Annotated in this window: 14 protein-coding genes; 9 read left to right on the top strand and 5 right to left on the bottom strand. The window is 61.9% G+C overall.

Annotation, left to right across the window (positions count from 1 at the left end; all coding sequences use genetic code 11):
- Positions 1–49: 49 nt before the first annotated feature.
- Both K3752_RS03860 and K3752_RS03855 read right to left on the bottom strand, forming a co-directional pair.
- A complete protein-coding gene (locus K3752_RS03860) occupies positions 50–616 on the bottom strand; it encodes a tetratricopeptide repeat protein (protein ID WP_260065084.1) in 567 nt (188 codons plus the stop codon).
- Between the two features lie 30 nt (positions 617–646).
- Positions 647–1135 carry an Lrp/AsnC family transcriptional regulator gene (locus K3752_RS03855; RefSeq protein ID WP_093964720.1) on the bottom strand — a complete coding sequence of 163 codons (489 nt, stop codon included), beginning with the start codon at positions 1133–1135 and terminating at the stop codon, positions 647–649.
- Between the two features lie 102 nt (positions 1136–1237).
- Between K3752_RS03855 and putA the strand changes: the two genes are divergently transcribed.
- From putA to K3752_RS03840, 3 genes are read left to right on the top strand one after another with little or no spacing between them, the layout of a single operon-like run.
- Positions 1238–4636 (top strand): bifunctional proline dehydrogenase/L-glutamate gamma-semialdehyde dehydrogenase PutA, encoded by a 3399-nt coding sequence (putA, locus tag K3752_RS03850; RefSeq protein ID WP_260065082.1) that lies wholly within the window; start codon positions 1238–1240, stop codon positions 4634–4636.
- Positions 4637–4677: 41 nt separating this feature from the next.
- The gene (locus K3752_RS03845) at positions 4678–5421 is read left to right on the top strand and encodes a rhomboid family intramembrane serine protease (RefSeq protein WP_260065080.1); all 744 of its coding nucleotides are present in this window, start codon (positions 4678–4680) and stop codon (positions 5419–5421) included.
- Positions 5418–5789 carry a GFA family protein gene (locus tag K3752_RS03840; protein ID WP_260065078.1) on the top strand — a complete coding sequence of 124 codons (372 nt, stop codon included), beginning with the start codon at positions 5418–5420 and terminating at the stop codon, positions 5787–5789. The genes K3752_RS03845 and K3752_RS03840 overlap by 4 nt, the downstream gene beginning before the upstream one ends.
- Here the strand turns inward: K3752_RS03840 and K3752_RS03835 are convergent.
- On the bottom strand, positions 5765–6604 hold the full coding sequence (locus tag K3752_RS03835) for an IclR family transcriptional regulator (protein ID WP_260065077.1): 840 nt from the start codon (positions 6602–6604) through the stop codon (positions 5765–5767). The genes K3752_RS03840 and K3752_RS03835 overlap by 25 nt on opposite strands.
- A gap of 196 nt (positions 6605–6800) precedes the next feature.
- Between K3752_RS03835 and bhcA the strand changes: the two genes are divergently transcribed.
- The 4 genes from bhcA to bhcD are packed head-to-tail and all read left to right on the top strand — an operon-like array spanning position 6801 to position 11149.
- Positions 6801–7991, top strand: coding sequence for an L-aspartate--glyoxylate aminotransferase BhcA (bhcA, locus tag K3752_RS03830; RefSeq protein ID WP_260065075.1), 1191 nt, complete (start codon positions 6801–6803; stop codon positions 7989–7991).
- Positions 7992–8001: 10 nt separating this feature from the next.
- Positions 8002–8988 carry a beta-hydroxyaspartate dehydratase BhcB gene (gene bhcB / locus K3752_RS03825; protein ID WP_170460394.1) on the top strand — a complete coding sequence of 329 codons (987 nt, stop codon included), beginning with the start codon at positions 8002–8004 and terminating at the stop codon, positions 8986–8988.
- Positions 8985–10148, top strand: a complete 1164-nt coding sequence (gene bhcC, locus K3752_RS03820) for a 3-hydroxy-D-aspartate aldolase BhcC (RefSeq protein ID WP_260065074.1) — start codon at positions 8985–8987, stop codon at positions 10146–10148. Before bhcB ends, bhcC begins: the two co-directional genes overlap by 4 nt.
- A 14-nt stretch (positions 10149–10162) precedes the next feature.
- Complete coding sequence (bhcD, locus tag K3752_RS03815; RefSeq protein ID WP_217372116.1) at positions 10163–11149, top strand: iminosuccinate reductase BhcD; 987 nt, start codon at positions 10163–10165, stop codon at positions 11147–11149.
- Positions 11150–11225: 76 nt separating this feature from the next.
- Here the strand turns inward: bhcD and K3752_RS03810 are convergent, their stop codons facing one another.
- Both K3752_RS03810 and K3752_RS03805 read right to left on the bottom strand, forming a co-directional pair.
- Positions 11226–12011: an inositol monophosphatase family protein gene (locus K3752_RS03810; RefSeq protein ID WP_260065073.1), complete on the bottom strand. Its 786-nt coding sequence runs from the start codon at positions 12009–12011 to the stop codon at positions 11226–11228.
- Between the two features lie 108 nt (positions 12012–12119).
- Positions 12120–13025 (bottom strand): LysR family transcriptional regulator, encoded by a 906-nt coding sequence (locus K3752_RS03805; RefSeq protein WP_260066251.1) that lies wholly within the window; start codon positions 13023–13025, stop codon positions 12120–12122.
- 94 nt (positions 13026–13119) lie between these two features.
- On the opposite strand from K3752_RS03805, the gene metF reads away from it, so the two are divergent.
- Both metF and K3752_RS03795 read left to right on the top strand, forming a co-directional pair.
- A complete protein-coding gene (metF, locus tag K3752_RS03800) occupies positions 13120–13986 on the top strand; it encodes a methylenetetrahydrofolate reductase [NAD(P)H] (protein WP_260065071.1) in 867 nt (288 codons plus the stop codon).
- Positions 13987–14167: 181 nt separating this feature from the next.
- Positions 14168–14821, top strand: coding sequence for a J domain-containing protein (locus K3752_RS03795; RefSeq protein WP_260065069.1), 654 nt, complete (start codon positions 14168–14170; stop codon positions 14819–14821).
- Positions 14822–14855 lie beyond the last annotated feature (34 nt).

The following is a 14855-nucleotide window of genomic DNA, read 5'->3' as shown; positions in this document are numbered from 1 at the left end:
CTTACCTCAGCGATCACCCCCGGCGAAGCTTCGGGGGTGGCAGCGCTATTCAGAGATCTTGGCCGGGCATCGCCAAAGGCCCACCATCGGCCGCAAGGTGACGCTCGGGCAGCCAAGGGTTCAGTTCAAGCGCCTCTGCCAGAGCAATGCGGGCTTCTTCCATTCTCTGCAGACCCATGAGGGTCAGCGCCCGACCGCTCATCGCTGCGATATGGTTCGGCGACAGTTTCAGTGCGCGGTCCAGATCGGTCAGGGCCGATTCAAAATCCTGACGCAGGAAATTCACGAATGCGCGCTGGTTGTAGCCCTCGGCATACTCGGGGCAGTACGCAATCAAACGGTCGAAATCCTGCAGCGCCCCCAACAGATCCCAAGCTTTTCGTCTGGACATGCCCTGATCCAATACGGTCTGCGCGGCCTCGTCAGGTGCGTCGGCCCACAACTCCCACATCTGGTTCGAGATCTCGCGGGCGGCCATCTCGGTCTCGGCCTGCTGGATCTGACCGATAAGTTCACCCAGCCGGGCGGCGTGATCGGGTGCAGGCGGACAGGTCTCAGCAAATGCCGGGATCGCAACGCCTGCGCTCAGAAATGCTGAAAGAAGTAGGTGTCTCATACTTCTATAGTGACGCGGATCGCCCTTTCGTCAACCCGCGCCATCGATGGCATCGGCCAGACCGGTCTCTTTCACCGCCTCCATCGCCACGAAGGTCGAGGTGCTAGCCACATGCGGCAGCGACGAAATCTTTTCGGCCAGAACCGCGCGATATTCCGTCATCGACCCGGTCCGCACCTTCAGCAGATAGTCGAAATTCGACGCGATCATGTGCGCCTGTTCGATCTCGGGCACTTTGCGGACAGCAGCGTTGAATTCAGCCAGCGCCTTTTCCCGCGTGTCGGTCAGGCGCACCTCGACAAATGCCACATGGTCCAGCCCCAGGCGGATCGGGTCCAGCATCGCCCGGTAGCCGGTGATGATCCCCTCGGACTCGAGCCGTTTCAACCGCGCCTGTGTCGGCGATTTCGACAGCCCGATCCGCCGGGCCAGATCAGCGACCGAGATCCGCCCGTCCTCGGCCACGATGGACAGAATCGCGCGGTCGAACCGGTCCAAACCCGGAAAGTCTTTTCGCATGGCATTTCATCCAAAATTCAGGACATCGGGTGCCCGATATGTCATTTTCGGTCCGTTGTCCCGCAAAATCGCAAGTATACTGCGTGAAAGACCGGAGGACACATGACTCACAACCTGCGCCACACCATCGATTCCATGACCTACGCGGACCAGACCGCGTTGCTGAAATCCCTGACCGATCAGGCCGCCCTGACCCAAGCCGACCGCACCGCCATCTGCGAGGCGGCTGCGCAACTGGTGCGCGACATCCGGTCCAGCACATCGCCGGGGCTGATGGAAGTGTTTCTGGCGGAATACGGCCTGTCGACCGATGAAGGCATCGCCCTGATGTGTCTGGCGGAGGCACTGTTGCGTGTTCCCGACGCCGACACGATCGACGCGCTGATCGAGGACAAGATCGCGCCCTCGGACTGGGGCAAACACTTGGGCCACTCCTCGTCGTCGCTGGTCAACGCCTCGACCTGGGCGCTGATGCTGACGGGCAAGGTTCTGGACGAGGGCAAGGCCTCGCCGGTCAGCGCCCTGCGCGGCGCCATCAAGCGGCTGGGCGAGCCGGTGATCCGCACCGCTGTCGGGCGCGCGATGAAGGAAATGGGCCGGCAGTTCGTTCTCGGTGAGACCATCCAGTCCGCCATGAAACGCGCCGCCGGGATGGAGGCCAAGGGCTACACCTATTCCTACGACATGCTGGGCGAGGCCGCCCGCACCGAGGCGGATGCCGCGCGCTATCACCTTTCCTATTCCCGTGCCATCGCGGCGATTGCCGATGCCTGCACGCAGGACGACATCCGCGCCAATCCCGGCATCTCGGTCAAGCTGTCGGCGCTGCATCCGCGCTATGAGGTTGCCCAGGAACAGCGCGTGATGGACGAGCTGGTACCGCGCCTGCGGGCGCTGGCCCTGCTGGCCAAGGCGGCCGGCATGGGCCTGAACGTGGACGCCGAAGAGGCTGACCGCCTGTCTCTGTCGCTGCAGGTGATTGAGGCGGTGCTGTCCGAGCCAGCGCTGGCCGGATGGGACGGGTTCGGCGTGGTGGTGCAGGCCTATGGGCCGCGTGCCGGGCTGGTGCTGGACACGCTCTATGACATGGCCGAGCGGTATGACCGCAAGCTGATGGTGCGTCTGGTCAAAGGCGCCTACTGGGACACCGAGATCAAGCGCGCGCAGGTCGAGGGCGTCGACGGCTTCCCGGTCTTCACCAACAAGGCGGCAACCGACATCTCTTACATCGCCAATGCCCGCAAGCTCTTGGGCATGACCGACCGGATCTATCCTCAGTTCGCGACCCACAACGCCCACACGGTCAGTGCGATCCTGCACATGGCCGAGGGTCAACCCTTCGAGTTCCAGCGCCTGCACGGCATGGGCGAGACCCTGCACCAGATCGTCAAGGAACAACACAATACACGCTGCCGCATCTACGCGCCGGTTGGCGCGCATCGCGACCTGCTGGCCTATCTGGTGCGGCGGCTGCTGGAAAACGGCGCCAACAGCTCGTTCGTCAACCAGATCGTGGACGAAAACGTGGCCCCCAAAGTGGTGGCCGCCGATCCGTTCGAGGCCGTTCAGAAACCTGCACGCCACATCCCAACCGGCCCCGAACTGTTTCAACCTGAAAGACCAAACTCGCAGGGGTTCGACCTGCATCACACACCGACACTGGACCGGATCGATGCCGCCCGCGACGCCTTTCGCGCACATCACTGGTTCGCGCAGCCCCTGCTGGCCGGTGACGCAGCGCCCGAGGCCGAGGAACCTGTCATCAACCCCGCCCTGACCGAGGACCGGCCAGGCGCGGTCGCGCCGGCCAGCGCCGCGGATGTGGAACTGGCGCTGGCCGCAGCTGCTCCGTGGCAGGCTTCAGCGGCCGAGCGCGGCCGCATCCTTAATGCCGCCGCCGACCTCTACGAGGCCAACTACGGTGAGCTCTTCGCCCTTCTGGCGCGTGAGGCCGGCAAATCACTGCCCGACGCGGTGGCCGAACTGCGCGAGGCGGTGGACTTCTTGCGCTACTACGCCGCCAACATCCCCGAGGGCGCGCCTGCGGGCACCTTCACCTGCATCAGCCCGTGGAACTTCCCTCTGGCGATTTTCACCGGGCAGATCTCGGCTGCGCTCGCCGTAGGCAATGCGGTTCTGGCCAAGCCCGCGCCGCAGACTCCGTTGATCGCCCACCGCGCCGTGCAGCTGCTGCACCAGGCCGGAGTACCGCGCGACGCGCTGCAATTGCTGCCGGGCGGGCCATCGGTGGGCGCCGCGCTGACCTCGGACCCGCGGGTTTCCGGCGTGGCCTTCACCGGCTCGACCGCGACCGCCTTGAAAATCCGCGCCGCGATGGCCCAGAACCTCAAACCCGGCACGCCGCTGATCGCGGAAACCGGCGGGTTGAACGCGATGATCGTGGACAGCACCGCCCTGCCCGAACAGGCCGTGCAGTCGATCATCGAAAGCGCCTTCCAGTCGGCGGGCCAGCGCTGTTCCGCCCTGCGCTGCCTGTATCTGCAGGACGACATCGCCGATGACGTGCTGACCATGCTCAAGGGCGCGATGGACGCCCTGTCGGTGGGCGATCCGTGGCTGCTCTCGACCGATTGCGGCCCGGTGATCGACGAACAGGCCCGTCTGGGCATCGCGGACCACGTTACCAAGGCCCGCTCCGAGGGTCGTGTTTTGAAGGAGCTGGCGCTGCCGCCCGAGGGGATCTTCGTGGCGCCAACGCTGATCGAGGTCCCCGGTATAAATGCGCTGGAACGCGAGATCTTTGGCCCTGTCCTGCATGTCGCCCGGTTCAAATCACACGAGATCGACCAGGTGATCGCCGACATCAACGCCACCGGCTACGGCCTGACCTTCGGCCTGCACACTCGAATCGACGACCGCGTACAGCACGTGACCGAGGCGATCCACGCCGGAAATATTTATGTGAACCGTAACCAGATCGGCGCGATCGTCGGCTCGCAGCCTTTCGGCGGCGAAGGCCTGTCCGGCACCGGCCCCAAGGCGGGCGGCCCGAACTATCTGGCCCGTTTCTGCGCCCCGGACCGACAGGTCGTGGCCGCGGAATGGTCCGCGCCCTCCGACCTGCCCGCACCGATCGGGCAGCCTGCCGCGCCGACGACCCGCTCGATGCCCGGACCGACCGGGGAATCGAACCGGCTGACCGAGTTTCCCCGCGCGCCGTTCCTGTGCCTGGGCCCCGGTCCCGAGGCGGCCAAGGCACAGGCAGACGCCATTCTCGCCCTTGGCGGCACCGCGGTTCGGACAGAGGGCGCGCTTGACCTGCACCGGCTTGAGAACCTGCCAGGAATATCGGGGGTTCTGTGGTGGGGCGACGCGGACACCGCGCGCCAGATCGAGCGCCATCTGGCGCGGCGAGACGGCCCCATCCTGCCGCTGATCCCCGGCTTGCCCGACCGGGCGCGGGTGATGGCTGAGCGCCATGTCTGCGTCGACACCACGGCCGCCGGAGGAAACGCCGCACTTCTGGGCGGTGCGGCATAAGCTGACTTGACGCTGGGCCGGGAAAAGCCCAGCGTCCCCCCATGTTTCCAATTCGAGACCACAACCCTTCTGGGCGGACGCCCTATGTCGTCTATGCGCTAATCGCGGCGAATGTCCTGATTTTCCTCAGCTATGTCGGAATCATGGACGACGCCCGGCTGATCAACCGGTTCTATTTCGACTATGCGATCATCCCCGCCCGCATCAGCGACGGCGTGGCGCTCGAGACGTTGGTGACGTCGATGTTCCTGCATGGCGGCTGGATGCACCTGATCGGCAACATGCTGTTCCTGTGGATCTTCGGCGACAACATGGAGGACGAGATGGGCCACCTGCCCTTCCTGCTGTTCTACATGGTCGCGGGTATCGGCGCCGGGCTGGTCCATATCGTTACGGCTCCCGGGTCGTTGGTTCCCACCATCGGCGCGTCCGGCGCAATTGCGGCCGTGATGGGTGGGTACCTGCTGATGTTCCCAAAGGCGCGCGTCGATATCCTGCTGATTCTGATCATCTACTTCCGGGTCTTCACCATCCCGGCCTTCGTGATGCTGGGCGTCTGGCTGGGCATGCAGTTCCTTGGCAGCGTGTCCAGCAACCCTGACGCAGGCGGTGTGGCCTATTGGGCGCATACGGGCGGTTTCGTGATCGGATTGATTCTGTGCATCCCCATGTGGCTGAAACGGGGCGGACCAGCTTATTGGAACCGCACCCACGGTCACCCGCCGCATCCCGAACACCGCTACAAGCTCAGCCAGTCCCGCATACCAAGAGTGCCACGCCGATGAGCCAAATGACCGCCACCTGTCATTGCGGCGCCGTGAAGATCGAGGCGGAGTTCCCCGGTGGCCTGTCCACGGCTGCCCGATGCGACTGTTCTTTCTGCATCCGCCGCGGGGCCGCCGCCGTGACGGCCACGACCGAGAGCCTGCGCATTCTTGAAGGCGCCGAGAACCTGAGCCTCTACACGTGGGGAACGCATACGGCGAAACACTATTTCTGCAAGACTTGCGGGATATACGTTTATCACCAAAGACGCTCGGATCCGGGGGAGTGCGGCGTCAACCTTGGCTGCATCGAGGGCGGAAACCCCAGAACCCACGGGCCGATTCCCTGGAACGACGGGGTCAATCACCCCTCTGATCGGCCTGACTGATCCGGAGTTTGACCACCGCTCAGCCGCGTGATCTCTTGCGCAGCCTGAACGACGTGGGCGGCAAGCTCGGGTGCCCGGTCCGGATTGAATCGCGCGGTCGGCCCCGAGACAGAGATTCCGGCGCAAGGTTCCTGCTTGTCGTTGAAGATCGCGGCTCCGATGCAAGACATGCCCGAGTGGCGCTCCTCTCGATCATAAGACCATCCGCGCTGCCGCGTTTCGGTCAGATCCTCGCGCAAGGTATCCAATGTGGCGCAAGTATTGGGCGTATACGGCACAAGCTTGGTGTCCGCCAACACCTTGGCCCGGGATGCCTCGGTCATGGCCGCCAGGATCGCTTTGCCCGCACCCGAGGCATACATCGGTGTGCGCGCGCCCGGCGGAAAGAACGCCCGGATCGGGTTCGATGTCTCGACTTGCCCGACAAACACCACTTCCGACCCGTCGGGAACTGCCAGGTTCGCAGTTTCTCCGCTGTCCTGCATAAGGCGCCGAAGAACTGACCGGCCGATCTCGACAACGCTGTTGTGCCGCAGAAACGAAGCGCCTGTGCGATAGGCTTCGACTCCGATCATCCATTCCTGACGTTCTTCGCTGAAGCTGACGAACCCATGCTTTTGCAAGGTCGTCAGGATGCGATGCGTGGTTGCAGTGGGCACGTCGATCTCACGCGCGAGGTCGCTGAGCGCGGTGCGTTCAAGCCGTGCGACCGCGGTCAGAACCCCCAGCGCACGGTCCAACGCCTGCATGGTTCCGGCCGAGCTTTCCTTGAACAACGACTTGGGCCGTCCGCGCGGCCGCTTTTGGGCTGACACTGTGATTCCCCCTCATTTTGGCCGAACGGCCGTCTGGCTTTCTCAGCTGATCACAAACACTCAGCGAAATGAGAAAGTGAATATCCTGCGTTTATGGCAGGTTACGCATTTTATCCAAATAATGAAAATATTTTTCAAGAAAATTGCATCACCGCCGGCGCGGAGACAGACTTGGGGCAAAGCGGAGGACATGATGATGTCAAACCAAAACCCGGTCTTCATTCCCGGCCCGACGAATATCCCGTATCGCCTCCTGCGCGCGATGCAGGTCCAGACCATTGACCACCGCGCGCCGGATTTCGTTCAGGCCTTTGATCCGGTACTCGAGGGCCTCAAGCAGGTCTTCCGGTCGACCACGGGTCAGATTGTGACCTTTCCATCCAGCGGCACAGGTGGGTGGGAAGCTGCGATCAGCAACACACTGAGCCCGGGCGACAAGGTTCTTGTGGCCCGCCATGGCGTATTCAGCCATCGCTGGATCGACCTTTGCCAACGGCATGGGCTGGATGTGCAAGTCATCGATTGCCCTTGGGGCAGCGGAGCACCTGCCGATCGGTTTCAGTCGATCCTCGCCGACGACCGGAACCACGACATCCGGGCGGTTCTGGTGACGCACAATGAAACGGCCACCGGTGTGCGCTCGGATATCCTGTCGGTCCGATCGGCGATGGATGCCTCGGCGCACCCTGCTTTGCTGATGGTCGACTGCGTCAGTTCGCTGGCCTCGATGCCGTTCGAATTCGATGGCTGGGGCGTCGATATTGCGGTTTCGGGATCGCAAAAGGGGTTCATGCTGGCCGCTGGAATGGCAATCCTGTGCGTCAGCCCCAAGGCGCTGGCAGCGATGGACGGTGCGCGGCTGCCCCGAACCTATTTCGACTTTCGGGACATGTTGAACGCCAATGCCTCGGGCGGGTTTCCATACACGCCGCCGCTGCAACTGATCTGCGGGCTGCAGGAAAGCCTGTCGATTCTGTTCGATGAAGGTCTGGACAACGTCTACGCCCGTCACTTCCGTCTGGCCGAGGGCGTGCGCCGGGCCGTCGGCGCCTGGGGCTTAAGCCTGGTCGCTCAATCGCCGGACCTCTACTCGGACACTGTCAGCGCAGTCTATGTACCCGATGGGTTCGACAGCAATGTCCTGACTAACCATGCCTATGACACCTATGGAGTGTCCTTCGGGATCGGCCTGGGGCAGTTGAACGGCAAGGCGTTTCGCATCGGGCACCTGGGCAGCCTGACGGACGTCATGGTTCTGTCCGGCCTCGCCACGATCGAGATGGCAATGGCCGATCTGAACTACCCGATACAACTGGGCAGCGGCGTGGCGGCAGCGCAGGAATACTTCCGTGCAAACGGCACCAACCGCTCGCGCGCTGCGGCTTGAGGAGATCGGTATGTTGGACACGCTTTCGGCTGCAGATCTGACGATCGACGACATGCGCGCAGCGCATGAACGGATCAAACCACATATCCGGCGTACACCCGTCCTGTCGTCGGAGTATCTGAACGCACAAACCGGCGCACGGCTCTTTTTCAAGTGCGAGAACCTGCAAGAGGCCGGAGCCTTCAAGGTTCGCGGCGCCTGCAATGCGGTATTCGGATTGCCCGACGAGATCGCCGGCAACGGCGTCTGCACCCACTCCAGCGGGAACCATGCACTGTCCCTGTCATATGCTGCCGGTCGGCGGGGCATTCCCTGCAACGTCGTCATGCCACGCACCGCACCTCAGGCCAAAAAGGACGCGGTCCGCAGGTTTGGTGGCACGATCACCGAATGTGAGCCTTCGACAACATCGCGCGAAGCGACCTTTGCCCAGGTGCAGGCCAAAACGGGTGGCGAATTCGTGCACCCCTACAACGATCCGCGTGTCATTGCAGGACAGGCCACATGCTCGGCCGAGATGCTGGAACAAACAGGTGGGCTTGATGCCGTTATCGCTCCGATCGGCGGCGGCGGTATGGTTTCGGGCACGTGCCTGACAGTATCGAATCTGGCCCCTGACACCGCGATCTATGCCGCGGAACCTCAGCAGGCTGATGACGCATACCGATCTTTCAAAGCCGGTCGGATCATCGCCGACGACGCACCCAAGACGGTGGCCGATGGCCTTCTGGTTCCGCTCAAGGAAAACACCTGGCACTTCGTGTCGCGGAACGTTGCCGACATCTTCACGGCCTCCGAAGACGAAATCGTGGCGGCCATGAAACTGGCCTGGAAACACCTGCGACTGGTGATTGAGCCATCTTCGGCCGTTCCGTTGGCAACCATTCTCAACAACCCCGAGGTTTTTCGAGGCAGACGCGTCGGCGTGATCCTGACCGGCGGCAATGTGGATTTGGACAAGCTGCCCTGGCTGGCCGGGCAAGGAGGAGAAGGATGAACAGACCCGTGAACATCGATCAATTGGACGTCGGCTTCGACATCCCCGCAGCAATCGGCATGGATGAAAGCGATATCCAGACTCCTTGCCTGATACTGGACCTCGACGCGCTGGAGCGGAACATCCGCAAGATGGGCGACTACGCCAAAGCGCACGGCATGCGCCATCGGGTGCATGGCAAGATGCACAAGTCTGTGGACGTCGCGCGCCTGCAGGAAAAACTGGGCGGCGCAAATGGCGTGTGCTGTCAAAAGGTCTCGGAGGCCGAGGTTTTTGCGCGTGGCGGGATCAAGGACATCCTTGTGTCAAACCAGGTGCGCGATCCGGCCAAAATTGACCGCTTGGCTCGGCTGCCGAAGCTGGGCGCGCGAACGCTGGTCTGCGTTGACGACATCGAGAATGTGCCCGAGCTGTCCTCTGCGGCGCAGACCCACGGAACGCAGCTGGAGATCCTGGTCGAGATCGATTGCGGCGCGGGGCGCTGTGGGGTGACCAGTACGGCTGACGTCATTGCCATCGCCCACGCGGTCGAGGCGGCACCGAACCTGAAGTTCACCGGCCTCCAAGCCTATCAGGGCGCGATGCAACATCTCGACAGCTATGACGCGCGAAAGGAAAAACTGGATGCAGCAATCGCCATGGTGCGGGACGCCGTCGACGGGTTGAAGGCGGACGGGATTGAGTGCGAACTGGTTTCGGGTGGTGGGACGGGATCCTATTATTTCGAAAGCAATTCTGGCGTTTACAACGAATTGCAGTGCGGGTCCTACGCGTTCATGGATGCCGACTATGGGCGGATTCTGGACCGGAATGGCCAAAGGATCGATCAGGGCGAATGGGAAAACGCCTTGTTCATTCTGACCAGCGTCATGAGCCACGCCAAACCGGAAAAGGCGATCTGTGACGCAGGGCTCAAGGCACAGTCGATAGACAGCGGTTTGCCGGTGATTTTTGGCCGTGATGATGTCGAATACCTGAAATGTTCGGACGAACACGGTGTGATCGGCGACCCCAACGGCGTGCTGCGGGTGAACGACAAGTTGCGTCTGGTCCCCGGGCACTGCGATCCGACCTGCAACGTGCACGACTGGTATGTCGGCGTGCGCAACGGAAGGGTCGAGACCCTGTGGCCGGTCTCTGCTCGCGGCAAGGCGTTTTGATCATGAGGGACGAGATGAACGCTGAAACCAATTTGATACAGATCGTTGGCGAAGACCTCTGCGAGCAGCTGGTCAACCGCAAGCTGGCGTTTGACGCAATCCAAGACGTGTTCTCAGCGATGGCACGCGGCGGAGCGCGCAACTTCCCCGTCATCCGCGAAGGGCTGGGTCATGCCGGCGCCGTATATGGGTTCAAATCCGGCTTTGACGCCGAAGGCCTGGTTCTGGGCGTCAAATCTGGTGGCTATTGGCCGGGAAACGCCGATCGCGGGCTGACCAACCACCAATCCACCGTCATCCTGTTCGATCCCGATACCGGGCAGCCTTCCGCGCTGGTCGGAGGAAACTACCTTACGGCTATCCGCACGGCTGCGTCCTCGGCAGTGTCGATTGCGCACCTGGCCCGCACGGACGCCAAGGTGCTTGGCATGGTCGGCGCGGGCCACCAATCGGCCTTTCAGTTGCGCGCCGCCGCCGAGCAACGCGACTTCGAAAAGGTGGTGGCATGGAATCCCCATCCCGAAATGCTTCCGAAACTGGCCGCCGTCGCGAAGGAAATCGGACTGGATTTCGAATCCGTTTCGCAGCGGGAACTGGGGGCACAGGCCGACGTCATCATCACGATCACATCGGCGTTCGAACCGTTGTTGATGCGCGATTGGATCAAGCCCGGAACGCATCTGGCCTGCATGGGCACCGACACGAAGGGCAAGATGGAAGTCGACCCCGAACTGGTTGCTTCGGCTCAGGTCTTCACCGACGAGGTTGCCCAGTCCGTCACCATAGGTGAGGCGCAACATGCCGTGGCTTCGGGAGCGCTGGATCCTGACGCCATCACCCCGATTGGAGCGGTGATCAATGGCGATCATCCCGGCCGAACAGAGATTGACCAGATCACCCTGTTCGATGGGACCGGGGTCGGGTTGCAGGACCTGGCCGTGGCGTCCGTGGCTGCACGGCTGGCCTCCGAGGCCGGCCTGGCGGGTACTGTACGCCTTTGAAACAAAACGCGCGGCCAATTCGGCCGCGCGATCTTAGAAATTGGTTCAGGTCGTTTCCGGCCGCCGTCTTGACGGGTCAGCCGCGGATCACCTTGGCGAACTGGTCGAAAATCGGTTCGTTGGCGCAGATGACTTCCCCGTCGGACAGAATGCTGCCTTCGGGGTTCAACGGTTGAACGAGCCCACCCGCTTCTTTCACGATGATGATGCCAGCGGCCATATCCCAGGCGTTCAGGCGACGCTCCCAGAAGCCTTCGTAGCGGCCAGCGGCAACATAGGCCATGTCCAGCGCAGCTGCACCCCAGCGACGCACACCCGCGCACGCGGGCATCAGACGGGCCAGGTCCTGCAACGTGGCGGGCAGGTCCGAGCGGCCCCCAAACGGCAAACCGGTCGAGAAGATCGATTCGATCATCCGGCTGCGGCTCGACACGCGGATACGCATGTCGTTCATCCAGGCACCCTCGCCCTTTTCGGCAAAGAACATCTCGTCCTTCGCGGGATCGTAGATGACACCCGCGACGATCTTGCCTTTGTGTTCAAGTGCGATCGAAACCGCCCAGTGCGGCAGGCCGTGAAGAAAATTGGTCGTTCCATCCAGAGGATCAACGATCCAACGCCGGGTCGGGTCTTCGCCCTCGATCACGCCGCCTTCTTCGGCCAGCCAACCGTAGGTGGGGCGCGCGCCCAGCAGTTCTTCTTTCAGAATGTTCTCGGCTGCAATGTCGGCCTTCGAGACGAAATCACCCGCGCCCTTCATCGACACCTGCAGGTTCTCGACTTCGCGAAAGTCTTTTACCAGCGATCGGCCCGCTTTGCGCGCGGCCTTGATCATGATGTTGAGATTTGCACTGCCAACCATAGTTCCGAGGCTCCTGTCCGGTCAAACCGCGCGTATACTGGCGCAACGCCCCCTTGCCAAGAGGAATGATGCGCATAGCAGCATGCCGTTTCCCGCGTGGCCAAAACCTTATTGTTGCTGCAACTTGCGCGCCTCTAGGCTGGCCAGCTTGACCAATTCCTGCACAAAGGGTTTTTCCATGTCCTCGGTTCGCACCGCGGCATAAAGCCGGCGCGTGATGCCATCCTTGGTCAGCGGACGGGTCACATAGTCCGAGTTGTACTTGACCTCGCGCACCACCCAGTCGGGCAGAACGGATATTCCACGGTTTGACGCCACAAGCAGCAGGATCACGGCGGTCAACTCGACTTTCCGGATCGCAGCAGGCTCCACGCGGGCCGGGATGAGAAGCTGGCTGAAGATATCGAGCCTCGTGCGTTCGACCGGATAGGTGATCAGCGTTTGACCGCGAAAATCCTCGGCCTCGATATATTGTTTCTCGGCCAGAGGGTGGGTCGAGGCGGCGACAAAGACAGGATTGTATTCAAACAGCTCGATGAACTCGACCCCCGGCAGGTCTTCGGGGTCCGAGGAGACGACCAGATCAACCTCCTCCTTCTGCAGCGCGGGCAGCGCGTCAAAGGCCAGCCCTGGCCGGATATCGACATCGACATCCGGCCACGACTTGCGGAAAGCCTCGAGCACCGGGAACAGCCATTCAAAACAGGCGTGGCATTCGATCGCGATGTGCATCCGCCCCGTACGCCCGTCGCGCAGCGAGGAAAACTCCTCCTGCATCGCTTCGACCTGCGGCAGGATCTGCTCGGCCAGTCGCAACAGGCGCAGCCCAGCGGCCGACAGCTTCATCGGTTTCGACCGGCGCAGGAACAGCTCGACGCCGGCCTGATCCTCCAGCCCTTTGATCTGATGGCTGAGCGCAGACTGCGTGATGTTCAGTTGATCCGCCGCACGGGCCAACCCACCACATTCATGGATGGCTTTGATCGTGCGCAGGTGTCGAAATTCGATATGCATCTTTCGCGTCATTCATGTTGTTCTTGAATAATATGAGTTTGTCTCACAAAGAACTCCATGGCACAAGAGCCGCAACACAACCTGCGAGACTGCCATGACCCAGCCCGAGATTTCCTTCGAATTCTTTCCGCCTCAGACGCTCGAAGCGTCGTTTCGCCTGTGGGATACGGTTCAGACACTGGCGCCACTGGCACCCCGTTTTGTCTCGGTCACATATGGAGCGGGGGGCACCACCCGGGAATTGACCCGCGATGCAGTGGCGACGTTGCACAAGTCCTCGGGATTGAAAGTCGCGGCCCATCTGACATGTGTCGACGCTTCACGCAGCGAGACCTTGGCCATTGCCGACAGCTTTGCCGCGGCCGGCGTCACCGACATCGTTGCGTTGCGCGGCGACCCACCCAAGGGGCAGGAACGGTTCGTCCCGCATCCCGATGGGTTCGCCCACTCGGTCGAATTGATAGCAGCACTGGCGGAAACCGGCAGTTTCACCATCCGCGTCGGTGCCTATCCCGACATTCACCCCGAAGCGCGACATGCACAGGCTGACATCGACTGGTTGAAAGCCAAGTTGGACGCCGGCGCAGACGAGGCTTTGACGCAATTCTTCTTCGAGGCCGAAACCTTTTTGCGCTTTCGCGATGCCTGCGCCAAGGCCGGGATCGACAAGCCGATCGTGCCGGGCATCCTGCCAATCGAGAACTGGGCCGGTGCCAAGAAATTTGCCAAACGCTGTGGCGCGCAGGTGCCGGACTGGGTCGATCAGGCCTTTGACAAAGCAATCCGTGACAACCGGCACGATCTGTTGGCCACCGCGCTGTGCACCGAGCTGTGTTCGGACCTGATCGACGAAGGCGTGGACAAGCTGCATTTTTATACGCTGAACCGCCCCGAACTGACCCGCGATGTATGTTTTGCCCTAGGGATTACGCCCAAAGCCGATCTGCAAAACGTCGCCTGACTGTTCCTTGCATTTGCACAGGCCAATGGGGGATTGCCCCCTGCGGCCCGTTGCAAGGTGCGAACAATTCCCCCTGCAACGACGCACTGTCCCCGCCAAGCCTACCAATTCACTGGATAATTTGACAGAAACTCAAGGCTCCGGAAAATAGGAGCCAGTTGTTTTATCGAGTGATTTTGGTATGGAGCCAGTCGAGAAAATTCAGGCTCGCGTAGAAGCACTGCACGTCTTGGGCCTTGATCAGACCGCCACCGCGTCGGACATCCGGAATGCGTGGCGTGACATCGCCTTTCATGCACATCCCGACCATACAGGCGGCGACTGCAATCAGTTCGCGCGGGCGAAGTCGGCCTATGACTATCTCCGCAAAAACGGGTTGGCAGGAAAAGGCGCCGGGCCGGCCCAACCACGACGCCCGAAACTCAGAAAGCGTATCATCGAGCTGGACGAGAAGGATATTTCCGCCTGCCTGAAACTGCTCGACCCAAGTCGCGCCCTGTCCTTTGGCGAGATCAGCGCGGAAGATTGCCCGCTATCGGCGCGCAATTCGGACCATGTACCAGAGGCGATCGGATGCTATGGCCGCGACCTGACATATTTCGTTGCGACGCCGGTTTGCGAAGGTGAAAACCGCGTTGCCCTGCCGACATCCGTTCTGGCCGGCTTTCGAACGGTCGAAACCGAAATACTGTCCTTCCAGGCCAAGAACGGCGGAGCGGGCGAGGTCGTTGTTCCCGACACCATTCGAGAACGCAAGTTTCCCGGCGCGCGCAGCGTCAGGATCCGGTTCGAGGCGGATCAGGCCACTCGGGAACAGTTCTGGCAGGCTTGTTGAAGACCCAGCATTGAAAAAGGCCCGGCGGGTCTGC

The sequence above is a fragment of the Ruegeria sp. B32 genome (genome assembly GCF_025141855.1).
GTDB classification, from domain to species: Bacteria; Pseudomonadota; Alphaproteobacteria; order Rhodobacterales; family Rhodobacteraceae; genus Ruegeria; species Ruegeria arenilitoris.
Note: the sequence above shows the minus strand (reverse complement) of the source record. Positions and strands in the feature narration are given on the sequence as shown.

Bases quoted from the DNA above. Each gene is read 5' to 3' on its own strand.
- K3752_RS03860 (WP_260065084.1), bottom strand. From the start codon at position 616: ATGAGACACCTACTTCTTTCAGCATTTCTGAGCGCAGGCGTTGCGATC.
- K3752_RS03855 (WP_093964720.1), bottom strand. From the start codon at position 1,135: ATGCGAAAAGACTTTCCGGGTTTGGACCGGTTCGACCGCGCGATTCTG.
- putA (WP_260065082.1), top strand. From the start codon at position 1,238: ATGACTCACAACCTGCGCCACACCATCGATTCCATGACCTACGCGGAC.
- K3752_RS03845 (WP_260065080.1), top strand. From the start codon at position 4,678: ATGTTTCCAATTCGAGACCACAACCCTTCTGGGCGGACGCCCTATGTC.
- K3752_RS03840 (WP_260065078.1), top strand. From the start codon at position 5,418: ATGAGCCAAATGACCGCCACCTGTCATTGCGGCGCCGTGAAGATCGAG.
- bhcA (WP_260065075.1), top strand. From the start codon at position 6,801: ATGTCAAACCAAAACCCGGTCTTCATTCCCGGCCCGACGAATATCCCG.
- bhcB (WP_170460394.1), top strand. From the start codon at position 8,002: ATGTTGGACACGCTTTCGGCTGCAGATCTGACGATCGACGACATGCGC.
- bhcC (WP_260065074.1), top strand. From the start codon at position 8,985: ATGAACAGACCCGTGAACATCGATCAATTGGACGTCGGCTTCGACATC.
- bhcD (WP_217372116.1), top strand. From the start codon at position 10,163: ATGAACGCTGAAACCAATTTGATACAGATCGTTGGCGAAGACCTCTGC.
- K3752_RS03810 (WP_260065073.1), bottom strand. From the start codon at position 12,011: ATGGTTGGCAGTGCAAATCTCAACATCATGATCAAGGCCGCGCGCAAA.
- K3752_RS03805 (WP_260066251.1), bottom strand. From the start codon at position 13,025: ATGCATATCGAATTTCGACACCTGCGCACGATCAAAGCCATCCATGAA.
- metF (WP_260065071.1), top strand. From the start codon at position 13,120: ATGACCCAGCCCGAGATTTCCTTCGAATTCTTTCCGCCTCAGACGCTC.
- K3752_RS03795 (WP_260065069.1), top strand. From the start codon at position 14,168: ATGGAGCCAGTCGAGAAAATTCAGGCTCGCGTAGAAGCACTGCACGTC.